The organism is Vibrio sp. V38_P2S17PM301 (genome assembly GCF_009904845.1).
GTDB classification, from domain to species: domain Bacteria; phylum Pseudomonadota; class Gammaproteobacteria; order Enterobacterales; family Vibrionaceae; genus Vibrio; species Vibrio proteolyticus.
In genome coordinates, this window is the sequence record NZ_WXWO01000091.1 from 22,885 (window position 1) to 35,946 (window position 13,062).

Annotated in this window: 4 protein-coding genes; 2 read left to right on the top strand and 2 right to left on the bottom strand. The window is 47.9% G+C overall.

Features of this window, described 5'->3' with window-relative positions:
* Positions 1–26 precede the first annotated feature (26 nt).
* Positions 27–1,391 carry a glycerol-3-phosphate transporter gene (glpT, locus tag CAG64_RS19265; RefSeq protein WP_161457571.1) on the bottom strand — a complete coding sequence of 455 codons (1,365 nt, stop codon included), beginning with the start codon at positions 1,389–1,391 and terminating at the stop codon, positions 27–29.
* Between the two features lie 486 nt (positions 1,392–1,877).
* Between glpT and CAG64_RS19270 the strand changes: the two genes are divergently transcribed.
* Positions 1,878–3,032, top strand: a complete 1,155-nt coding sequence (locus tag CAG64_RS19270) for a lytic polysaccharide monooxygenase (RefSeq protein WP_161457585.1) — start codon at positions 1,878–1,880, stop codon at positions 3,030–3,032.
* A gap of 76 nt (positions 3,033–3,108) precedes the next feature.
* Here the strand turns inward: CAG64_RS19270 and CAG64_RS19275 are convergent, their stop codons facing one another.
* Complete coding sequence (locus CAG64_RS19275) at positions 3,109–4,164, bottom strand: peptidoglycan DD-metalloendopeptidase family protein (protein ID WP_237668437.1); 1,056 nt, start codon at positions 4,162–4,164, stop codon at positions 3,109–3,111.
* Positions 4,165–4,521: 357 nt separating this feature from the next.
* Between CAG64_RS19275 and CAG64_RS19280 the strand changes: the two genes are divergently transcribed.
* Positions 4,522–13,062, top strand: an 8,541-nt coding sequence (locus CAG64_RS19280) for a tandem large repeat (protein ID WP_161489350.1), incomplete at its 3' end; no start/stop codon positions are given.

Sequence of the window (13,062 nt, forward strand, 5' to 3'; positions counted from 1 at the left end):
CTAAAAATGAAGTTTTTATTACAAAGTTATACAACTGCTTCTTTATTAAGCTCTTTTTGCTTGTGAATGGTTCGTTCACCGATAAATGCGTACGTCAGGCACACGATGGAGGTGATGCACGAGCCGACCAGGATCAGGAAGCCGCCATCCCAACCAAAGTGGTCAACGGTGTAACCCAAAACTGCATTCGCTGCGACCGCACCGCCCAGATAACCAAACAGGCCGGTTAAACCCGCCGCGGTACCAGCGGCTTTCTTCGGTGCCAGTTCGAGAGCATACAGGCCAATCAGCATGACCGGGCCGTAGATGAGGAAGCCGATAGCCACCAGCGCTGCCATGTCAACACCTGGATTGCCTGCCGGGTTGAACCAGTAAACCAGAACCGCCAGCGTCACCAATACCATGAACAGAATGCCGGCAGGAGCACGACGACCTTTGAACAGTTTGTCCGAGATCCAGCCGCACAGCAGAGTGCCCGGAATGCCGGCCCACTCGTACAAGAAGTATGCCCAGGATGATTTATCCACGCTGAAGTCTTTGGCTTCTTTCAGGTAAACCGGAGCCCAGTCCAGTACACCGTAACGAATCAGATACACAAATGCGTTGGCGATCGCGATAGACCATAACAGCTTGTTAGAAAAGACATATTTAAAGAAGATTTCTTTCGCTGTCATTTCATTCTCGTGTGACTTGTCATAGTCATCCGGGTAGTCGTTTTTGTACTCTTCGATCGGTGGCAGACCGCAGGACTGAGGCGTGTCACGCATGGTCATCCAGATAAATACAGCGACTAAGGCAGCAAAAAAGGCGGGAACATAAAAAGCGGTACGCCAGTCGTCATTAAATGTCCACAGGCCAAGCAGGAACATAGGACCAATCAAGCCACCACCGACGTTGTGCGCAACGTTCCATACAGAAACGATTTCACCGCGCTCTTTGCGCGACCACCAGTGCACCATAGTCCGTCCACAGGCGGGCCATCCCATTCCCTGGAACCATCCGTTTAAAAACAGCAGGATGAACATTGCTGTGATGCTGCCAGTGGCCCATGGCATGAAACCAAAACAGAACATCACCAGAGCGGACATTAACAATCCGGCGCTCAGGAAGTAACGCGGGTTTGAGCGGTCTGATACGCTTCCCATCAGGAATTTAGATAAGCCGTAAGCGATCGAAACCGCCGCAAGTGCGACACCGAGATCACCACGGCTGAAGCCCTGTTCAATCAGATATGGCATGGCCAAACTGAAGTTTTTTCTCACCAGATAATAGCCGGCATAACCGACAAAAATACCGATGAACAATTGCCAACGGAGGCGGGTATAAGTGCTGTCGATCTTGTCGCCAGCGAGGCGATCGATATGCCCTTTTGGTTTGAATATTCCAAACATAGGAACCTCATAGTGTGTTTTTGCGATGGTTTTCTTAAGGTGCGAACGAGCAAGTTTAAGTTTCGTTCGAAAAGAGGGTGATTGTATGAATTGAGAAATTTATTACTGTGATAAATGTTGCATAAGTATTAAAAATTATAAAAATACAGCTAATTAGGTTTAATTTTTTCAACATTGCTCCAACTTTCTCAAAAAACAGTAACGATTGTAAATGAACGAATTATGTTCGTTTTGGAATATGCTAGACGGTTAAATTCCATTTCGCTCAATAATTAAACTTTGAAGTGACTCGAAGCGACAGACGCAACTTTATGTTTGTTGCCGATTGATTGGAAAGGAGATAGCAGATCAGAGACACCAACCCGATTTTTGAACATTTCCTTGCTAATTTGTTAGAGCCATTCTTGGCATGTGCATGCTCAGAGCCCTTGCGGTAATGAGCCGGACTTACACAAGGATAAAATGATGAAAAAAATAACGTCACTGATGTTGGCGGCATCTGGCTTAGGGCTGATGATGCCTGTTGCGGCCAATGCTCATGGTTGGGTAGAGTTTCCAAGTGCAAGACAGAATACGTGTTATCTCGACGGCGGTTTTTGGGATAACAACATCCCTAACCAGGCTTGTCAGGCTGCTTACGATGAATCAGGAGCCTATCCATTTGTGCAGCGCAATGAGGTTGCGGCCAATGTTGCGAATTACAACGATATGGCTCATGTGAAAGCGACCGTTCGTGATGGCAGCCTCTGCTCTGCGGCCGACAGCGCCAAATCGGGTTTAGATATACCATCACCGTATTGGCAAAAGACGGCCATCACCCTCGATGCCAACAATCAAATCGAACTGGTGTTCAATGCAACAGCACCACACAATCCTTCATTCTGGGAGTTCTATCTGACCAAACCCGGATATGACCACAATGCGCCACTCACTTGGGATGATCTTGAGCTGGTGGATACGGCCGGGAATACTCAGGTTGGGGAGGATAAGCGTTATCGCTTCAAGGTTACTTTACCTGCTGGCCGCAATGGTGATGCCATTTTGTATACGCGCTGGCAACGCGAAGACCCGGCAGGCGAAGGCTTTTATAACTGTAGTGACATTACCTTCAGTGGTGATGGCAGCACGGGACCAACGGATCCAACCGATCCAACAGACCCGGTAGATAACCTGACGGCGTTGGGCTATTTTGTTTCTCAAGGTTTCGGCCCGGTTGAACCTGGAGATACCGTTCGTCTGCGTACGTTTGACGTAAGTGGTAGCGAAAACACGGACGTTAGCTTGCCAATCACTGCCAATAACACAGCGACCTGGTCTGCGGAGTTAGCAGCGCAATTCAATGAGAGCAAACAAGGCGAGTGGTTTATTGGCATTTGGCACGAAGAAATGAACCATTACATGTATGACACCGCTAACATTTATGCCAATCAAGTATTTGCGCCGGATGATTCCTACAACTATCAAGTCTCACTCATCAAAGACGACACAACGCCGCCACCTCAGCCAGAAAATGCCTGGAGCGTGAGTGCAACGTATGTGGCGGGCGATGTGGTGTCGCATGCTGGCAGAGAGTGGACAGCGCAGTGGTGGACCCAGGGAGATGAACCCGGAACTACGGGAGAGTGGGGAGTTTGGCGCTAGACGTATTGGAATCGATAGATAGAAAAGAGGCTCAAAGAGCCTCTTTTTTAATGAGAATTACTTTTTATGAGATCGACTACTGAGCCAGTGGTTTTGCGGGACGCTCATTGCTTTTGGGAGAGTTCATCGCTAAGCCGAGTTGCTGCTGCTCTGCCACTCGTGCCATAAACAGCTGAATCTCAAGTTGCATTTCTTTTTTTTCTGCCCGGCTCAGTAGAATGTCCGATTTAGGAGATTTCAACTGATAGCGGTAACGTTCAAAATCAATCGCCTTCCCGTTACTCAGCAGCTCAAAATGCAGGTGGGGGCCTGTTGTTCTGCCAGTATTGCCAGTCAATCCGATCGGTTGACCTTTTTTGATGATCTGGCCTTTATGTACATAGCGTTTTGATAAATGCAGATAGCGAGTGGCGTAGCCGTTGCTGTGACGCACGGTAATATAGTTACCAGCGAATCGGTCGTAACGCGAAGCGATGACTTCACCAGAACCAATGCTCATCACAGGTGTACCAACGGGAGTCATGTAGTCTGTGCCGTGATGGGGAGTGACTCTGCGTGTGATCGGGTGCAAGCGATCTAAGTCAAAGCCTGAACTGATAGGAAAATGGACTGTGGTTGGTTGTAACAGAAATGCTTCTTCCTCAAGTGCGACGCCGTCTTGATTATAGAAGTGACCATTTTTATAACGCATAGCAAAAAACTGCTTGCCCTGATCTTTATAATAAAAAGCTCGGACCTTTGACGATTTAATATCATCAAACTCGACAGAAAATTCAGCGCCGTCTTCTGGAATGGTGACAAAGTTAAAATGTGAATTTAATGTACTGACTAAGGTACTGATTTCATAGGAGCTCATTCCTGCATCCAGTGCGGAAATAAAAAAAGAGCCCTGAATATGCGCATTATATATTCTAAAACTGGACGTGACAGGGTGCTCTACGGAGATTGGCGGCTCTTCCAGAGGGGGAAGTCTCCAGGCTGCCGATGTGTCTGGTGCGGTACGCATGGACACGGAGTAAGTAAGGATCGTAATGAATAGCAGGGCAAAGCCAAGGTAGCAGGCTTTCGGAGAAGGCCTGAACTCACTTAACTCTGATAGCGTATTTTTGAGGTACTCAGTGTTCACCATCATAGATTTAGCCGATTCTGACGAATTAATTATTAGCGTTAACGCTTTATTTTTTGACTCGGAATTATGCACGTCTGAGTCATGGATTACAATCTGTAAGAAAAAAATATAAATTTTTTGCCTATAGTGACGCATTAAAAGTTTTGTTTTTTAATTCTACTTTCGAAATATGAGTATTAATAACAATTATAGGTTAGTTAATTAATCCAAATGATTGGTCAATATACCTAATTAGTTAGTCAATATGACACGTTGAGAAAATTCCTATAAAAAATATAATCCGGTAAATTTTTATACAACGTCGATATCATGATTAGCATCAATAATAATAAAGCTAGGTTGTCTTTAGTCTGTTTAGCCATGACGCTCGCTTCCTGTGGCGGCGGTGGTGGCGGTGGCAGTAAGAAAGACTCTACGCCACCGGATCGCGCCACCGGAACCATCTCAGGCAAGGTATACGATGCGCCAGTATCTGGTGCCACAGTATCTGTTTGGGAATACAAAGACGGAAAATTAGGACGTAAACTGGGTGAATCCAAGTCGGATCAGTCCGGTTACTATTCTGTTCCGGTCAAATCCTCTAGCATGCCGGTCTATGTGAAGGCCAGCGGCGGCGCTTACCGCGATCCGATTACAGAAGAAGTGATATCGGCCAGTAATGGCAAAACAATGACGATGTCGAGTGTGGCCAACTTCTCAGAAGGAACATCTCAGTCGATCATGCTGACGCCGTTGTCAAATATGGCGACCGGTCTGGCAGAGTACAAAATCGAACGTGGAGAGAGTGCGACCAATGCGGTCACAAGCTCGGTAAATACCATCAGCGATATGTACGGTTTTGATGTTAACGAAACCACCCCGATTGACATTACCAAGGGCGGTCAAAGCAGCAATGCCACCGATGGCCATAAATACGGCGCGTTATTAACGGCTTACTCGTCTTACGCCAAAGATCTGATAGACCGTTACCCTACCGAAGAAAGTAAAACCCTTTATACATCAATGCATCTATCGGACATCCAATATCGAGATATCCGCTCGGATGGAGTGCTGGATGGTAAAGAAGCAGACGCTAACGGCGTTGAATTGGGTATGAGCTTTGGTCAGGTTGACGTAAACAGCGAGTTGTATACGAACGTACTGTCCCAACACGTGATGATTGTCGTGAACGATCCTGCTTTAAACGTGTCGGGCACCAAGCCGAGCGAATACCGCGATTTCAGTGAGCAGCTCAATAAACTAGGCACGCCAAACGGCAACGGCGGCGCGTTGCCACCACGAGATGAAGTCGCCATCGATCAAGATGCACCAACGGTGACGCGCAACAGTGACAGCGTGCTTGCCGGTGATGCCAAAATCATCATCGATCTAAAAGATGATGTCGGTGTCAAGGACCTAACGGTCAAACTGCAATTGGAAACCGCGAATGGTTGGTCCGAGGAAATGCAGTGTACTGACGGTTATATGGAGCAGTACTGCAAGCTGGACCTGACTGACTTTACCAGCGGCATCCGTGCTACTCAAGCCAGTGTGGAAGTGGACACATTTACCATCGACCGCAATTATCCAACGCCAGATGAGGGAGAGCCTCTTATCCTTGGGGCGCGTTTGGTCGTGTATGCTGAGGACGTGCTCGGCAATTATCATGAGTCGAACAGCGGCGTATTGTTGCCTTTCTTCTGGGACAACGTAAAACCTGTGATTGAAGTTGAGTCATCACCGACCATAAACAGCACGAATGACAGCTACAACCTTCAAGGTTGGGCGATGGACAGCACCAGTGAAATTGCAAGTCTGACCATTAGCCTAGGTGAGGACGACTTCCGTGACATCACCTGTCGTGAACCTGCGGGCGAAAAATGTGCCTTCAACGAACCATATCCAGCAACTGGCTTTGGTGCGGCGACCACGTTCACCATCACTGCAACGGATGCTCAGGGGAATGAAACTCGAAAAGAGTGGGTTGTCACCAAAGACAATTCACCGCCAACACAGTCAGTAACATATCCGAACATTGACGACGCGCAGATGGCGTTTATTTCAATTGCGCCTGACGGTAGCCGGGGCTTAACAGAGCTCAAAGACTACACGTCAAATACGTTTACTGAAAGTAACATCTCTACCACGCAAGACCATCTGAAAGTCGACTTTGTATACGCTCGCTCAGGGCTGAAAGCCGTCCACCAGGATATTGATTTTGCTGATTTCAATGCCAGTGCCTTGACCACACTGAAAAATAACCACATTCCTTACATCAAGGTAAAAGTACAGGATGACAATTTTGATGTAGAAGGCGGCGCGCAGGGAACCTCTGCAGAAGATTTGAAAGTAACGGTGCGTTATTACGTAAAATCACCGACGGATAATGACTACAATATTGCTGGTCAAGTAAGCAGTCACGATGCGTTTTCGAAACCGACCGGTGCCATTCCTCACGAAGAGATCATCAAAAACGGGGAAGAGCCACTCTCTTACCTCAATTATTACGTTCCCTTCGTACAGGAGCTTCTTGAAGATAATTACGCGTCCGTACCGGAGCGCAGCGAACAGAAGATTACCATTACCACTGAAGATCGCTCTGGTAACCTAAGTGATGTCAGTACCATTTACTTCAGATCGACCTTTGACTTGCCTACGTTCAATGTGGTGACACCATTTGCTAATGCGCTGGTGGAACTTCGTGGATTAAATTCTAAAGGTAACTTTGACAGTAACCCGGTGGCAAGCTGCACTACACGGCTTGTTGAGGGGACGACGGATGTGGCGACCTGCCAACTACGCTCCGACCTTGGTGCTTATCAGTTCTTGCAACTCAAGCTCAGTAATCCAGGTGCGGGGAAAGCGTATTATTACCAATGGAGCAACAAAACACGCAGAGATGTCGATCTCAGTAACGCACATTTAGGCGCGTACTTTGATGCTCTAAACCCGCCTTCAACCATATATCTGACAGAATTATCGGCATACCATACCGGATTGTTTGACTACATCTGGAGCCAGCAGAGTGAGCATACGTACGCTGATGCTAAAGCGTATTTGCAGCAAGTTGTGAATGCCCTGGCGTCTAAAAGTAACGCTTCTTTCTTCGGTTTTGACCCAGTTCTGACCGGTTATGCGACCAATGAAGACCTAAAAGAGATTTTGTTGAACGATGAGTTCTTCCACCGCTTCATTGTGGAAGGCCTGCTCGATCTGACTGGCGGAAGCTCCCGTATTTCTTCAGTTGAGTATGCCGCGGCGTTTTATGACGATCTGGCCGCGGATGGCAAAGCGGACGGTGTGAACAGCCAAGGCCAGCAGATTTTTGTTAACGGAGATAAAGTTACGTCAGAGACGTATCGTCAAGTGCTAGCGATGGCGGTTAATAATGTTATGACGTCTTTTGGTATTTCAGTAAGGGATGCGCTGGAGTGGGCAGACGTCATTGCTAAAGCCTATCCAAGTATTACCGTAAATAACGCGTCACAGAATATCTTCACGCAGTCTGGAGGAAGTATTGATGGTGAAGCACCAAGTCCGACAGTCACTGCGTCAGCAGACGCGGGTACAGGTTCAGTATACAAAGCGGATAATGAGACTTACGTTGCCGGCTTAGTGAAGTTTAACGTGCAAATTGAAGACGCGTCTAAAATTAAGAACTCTCCGATTCCGATATTCAGTGCGCTTTGGCGTCCACTGAATGGCTCAGATACAAAGGCATTCGAGAAACAACTCAAAACAGGAACGGATTACCAGAGATCTGAAAGCTTTGACTTGAATACCAAAGACGAGGATAGCTATCCGGGTATTGATCAACTCACTGTTGCGGTAGAGGCGGAAGACGTGGAGGGTAACAACCATAATCCACCGCATTATACCGTGTTTGTCGTTGATAATGATTACCCTAGCGTCGAGTACAAACTCCCTGCAGGCGTTAGCAATGCCGATACTTATCTGAATATCCAAGGCCAGATCCCACTGCGCTTTGCCGTAACCGATCGTGTCGGTGATATTCCGGATGAGCGTAAAGTTTTGTTTGTTTCGAAAGACGATCCAAGCAAAACGAAGGTGTTTACAAAAGACGAATTGAAGAATGTTGGCAAAGATACGACGTTAGAGCTGTGCCTATCGTGTGAGGGTGAAAGCAAGCACACGCTCGATAACGGTAACTGGAAAGTGTACTTTGTCGCCGAGGACAAACTGCAGAACAAACGGGATCAAAATACGTACGGTGTTGAAACGTTTACGGTCAACATTGACTCCACCAGCCCCGTTGCCCGTAGTGAGGGTACCGCAGAGATTCCTAAAGTACTGGGTGGTAATGACGAATGGCCTCCACGCAGCCTGATTCTACTGGCAGACGATGGTCAGAGCCCACTTTCTGAGATCAGTGTGAAATATAAAGCGCCGTTGAGTGAGGTTGTGGATCTTGTGCAATGTGCGGACGATCTTTCGACTGAAACTGCGCCCGCTTGTTTGAGTGCTGAACAACCGGACGTTAAGGTGCGGTTGATTGCAAGAAACATCAATGCATCGGTAGACGGCGTGCACCAGTTCTTCGTTGTTGCGAAAAATGCGGCGGTGCCTGCAGGTACAAGCTCACAAGGCGTTTTGACCTTTACTCCTGATATTGTTGGTCCGGCGATGATGTTAGACACGCCTTGGGCTAGAGACACTATTTCAACTCAAGGGAATGTTCTAGGTAAGAGCTTTGATGTCCATTTTACATCCATCACGGATGCGTCTGGTGTTGAAGCGGTGTCTCTTTATCAAAAGCACACCGATGGCAGTGAGGATACGCTGGTAAAAGAGCAGGTGCTATCGACCCAACCAGTCGGTTCTTACAAGCTGAACGTTGCCGAATCTGAAGCCAACAATATTGACCTTAAAGGCAGCGAGTCCGACAAGGTTTACCTGTATGTTAAAGCTAAGGATAAAAAAGGTTTTGAATCTGATTTGCCATCACGTCAGGTGCGGATTGACCGCAATGGCCCAACGCTCAGCCTTAACGTAGCGGACATCAGTAAAAACTATTTTTATACTAAAAATGGCTATGAATTTACGCTTAACGCAGTGGATTACGATGGCTCTAACTTGGATAACCAGAGTAACGACGGTGTAAACAAAGACACGATTCGTTACTGGATTTACCCAGTGGATCAGACAAAACCAGATATCGATGGTACAACCCCGTCGGGGGATGAAAAGCGCCTGATTAACGTGTTGGCTGAAAGCGATGTCACACTGCATGTTGAAGCGAGTAACACACGTGGATTTAGCAACTCACAAAGTTTTAATATTCGGGTTGATAATAACGTGCCAGATATCAAAGAACTGCAGGCTAGCTACAAGGCCGACTCTTCTCTGATATCGGATGGCGGCTTTGTTAACCAAACGGGCGACATTGTCTTTACGTTGCGCGCCGAAGACATTAGCGGAACGAAAACGCCGGAAGCCTTCTACAAATTCAATGGTGGTGCAAGCATCCCTCTGGCGATGCAAAAAGGCGAAGATAATCAGTGGTCAGTAACACTTGGCATAGATAAAACGTCACAAGACGGCCTGTACACTTTTGAATTCAGTGTTGAAGACAACGTGGTGTACCCAGGAAATATGCAAAGCAACCCGAACACCGCTAAGCGCACTTACACATTGAATGTTCAACGTGAAGGGGTCGCGTTAACGAAAGTGACCAGCCCAGCTAACTTTGCCACGTATATTTCTGGTAAGTCTCTGAATGTTGAGTTTGAGCACAGTGGTGAGGCGCAGGTCGAGAAGCTGGAATGTTGGATCCGTGACAGTTGGAACGGCTCTGGTAATCAGGTGCCTGATAACCAGGATCCTCCGTATCAACTGGTTTTACCAAGCGATAAGTCTTACTCCTGTCAGCTGGAGGGTATAGCTGGTCAGTCGATGAAAAATCCGGTTTTGATCACCAGAACGTTTACCCAAAATAAAGCCGAAAAAGTGAGTCTGTTCAGTTTCGCAGGCTTGGATACAACAGTACCGACTGTGGTGAAAGATGAAGCTGATTCGAACTGGGTAAACGGGAAATACTTCCTCAATGAGAAGAGTGTACTGACTGTCAACGGTAAGAAGAAATTTGTAACCAAGCTGAAATTTAGCGACGATTTCTCTGGTGTTTACAGTGAGGATGCGGCTGGTTCTTCGGCAGGTAAGCCAACACTGAGTAAAGTGAGTGCGCTGGACATTTTGTTGAGTAAAGATAAATGTGAGCCGTTATCGGGTGGTGGTCTTGCTTGTGACTTCTCTGGAGAGGTGAACTCATTGCTACCGGGTACTAACTCAACGGGTGAATTTGAGTTTGTAGTCAAAGCGCTTGAAGATAAAGCCGGTAACAAGGCTGATCCACAACCGATCGTTATCGTTCGCCCACGAGGACAGATTGAGGCGAGTATTGAATCACCAGCAGCAGGGACGTCGATAGAAGCGAACGTAAGTGCAAGTCTTGAAGTGAAATTCAAGTACAAAGCTTATGAAGGTTCGGAGGTGACCGATTACACCGTCAGTGTGGATGGACAAGCGTATGTATTCAGTGAAGATACCTCTGCCAGGTTCGGCCAAGCCAGCGATTGTGGTGATGGTTACTTCTGTAACACCTTTAAATACCAGCTGCTTTCTAGCGATATCGACAAATCAAAACTGAAAGTTGTCGTTGAAGTAACAGATGTGTGGGGGCTAACTAGCACACCACAAGAAGTGTCCGTTGAGTTAGATGGTACGGCTCCGGTACTTGAGGCAGTACAGTTTGATCCTCAGGTGGCAAGCAGCGGCCAATCGGTGAAGGTGACGGCGCAGTTCTCAGAAATAGTCACGAGCGTTACAGGCAGCCTTGGTGCCGAGGGCGGTATCTCTAACGTGGTGCAGTGGACACAAGACGACGTCAACCTGATGGTTTGGCATGGTACTGTGACTGCACCTGCGGTTGGTGATAACGTGACGGATTTGGTTCTTAAGGTTAACGAATACAGTGATGTGGCTGGTAATAAAGGCGAAGCTAACAGTAACTTTAGGTTGCCGTTGCTTCCCACTCTGGCGGTAAATACGATCAATGATATCAACTCGACTAACGTGAGTAGCGTTGCCATCTCGGGAACCAGCACTCGTTTTAGTGACGGTGATAAACTTGCGTTGCATTTCTACTCTCAGGGCAGTGAAATTACGCATCAGGTCGGAGGCACGCCCGAAGCTACGGTAAGTAACCATACCTGGCAGACAACCGTTGATCTCTCGTCGGTTGCGGATGGAGAAGTGAGCGTTATGGCGGAAGGCACCAATGCCAAAGGAGCAAAGGTGCAATCGGAGCAAATACAATTCAATTTGTCCGCAACGCTGCCAAACATCGTTTCGAATGACATTTCGCTTGATCAGATACCCGTCGTCAATGGGCAAGAGAATACCGTGACACTGACGTTCTCGAAGCCTGTTAAGGACGTCAGCGCCAAGCTCGGAGCGGTGAATATCAGCTTTAGTTCCGGGGAAGAGTATTTGAAAACTTGGGTGGGGAGTGTCACTCCCCAGCTCAAGGCCGGGGAGGTCAGTCAACGTGTTGTTGTCCAGACGGGTTATTCCGATTTGGCTGGCAACACGGGGGCTTCACAGGAAGCCCTTTTTAATGTCCAACCAGAACTTTTTGTGAACACGATCACGGCCGATGATGTGATCTTAGTCGATGAAGCGCAGGCCTTGGTGCTGAGCGGCAGCGCACTGGGGTTTGAGCAAGGTGATACCCTGTCCATCACCTTGTCAGGTGCTAACAGCGAGACCACAACGATTGAAGCTACATTTAGCAGCGACAGCGAATGGTCATCATCACCAGTCGACATTGCTGACTGGAGCGAAGGTAATGTCTCTGTGACAGTCTCAGGAAGCAATCAAAATGGAACGTCAGCAAATGCGTCACGTGAAGCAACGATGTCTGGCACTCAGCCAGCTCTGAGCAATGTAACCTTTAACCCTACCCATCAGGTTTCGGGTGAATCGGTCAATGTTTCGCTGACGTTCAATAAGAAAGTCAGCGGAGTGAAAGCGACTCTGGGTAGTGCAGACGTTCAATTGACAGCAAACCCAGAAGGGACGGTTTGGAATGGTAATGTGGTTGTTCCAAGTATGGATGCTACCGATGCTGTGGCATTGACAGTGACGGATTATCAGGACGAATACGGCAATATCGGCTCAGCCAACAGTGACTACTCGCTGGCGTATTCACCACAGATGGCGGTGACTGTGATGCCTGATCAGGTCAATGAGTCTGACGCTAAATCAGTCATCATCAGTGGTACGTTTACGCATGTGGCATCTTCCACGATGACACTGCAGCTAAAAGGTGCAACGCAGCAAACGGCCGCTCAACCGCTGAACTACGACGCCAATGCAGGAACTTGGGCAAGCTCAGCATACGACATTTCTGAATTTGCCGATGGCCCGATCACTTTGATCTTCGGTGGTGACGTGACAGTGGCAAACAGTATTACGGTCAACGCCAGTGAGTTGGCGCCTGCGGATAAGACATTGACGCTGAACCAGCAAAAGCCGGGCGTTAGCAACATCAGTGTTGATACATTACGCGATGGTTCCGCTGCAGTGGTGAATGTGACTTTCAGCGAGTCGGTGACCGAAGGGGCGGTGACGATTGCGGGTGTAAACACGACCTTAACGGGCTCTGGCAGCACATGGACGGCAACCACCACATCAGAGATAGCGCTTTCAGCTACGCAGGAAACGGTGAATGTCGAAGTGAGTGGTTTCAAAAACGCCGCAGAAAATACTCTGGATGCGCATTCACAAACCGTGAATACACCAGTGACCTGGGCTTTGACGCCAAATCAGGATACGCCATACAGCCAGGAAGAGGCGAAGAGCGTGGTGATCAGCGGCCAAACAACGGGTCTGGCTGCCGGT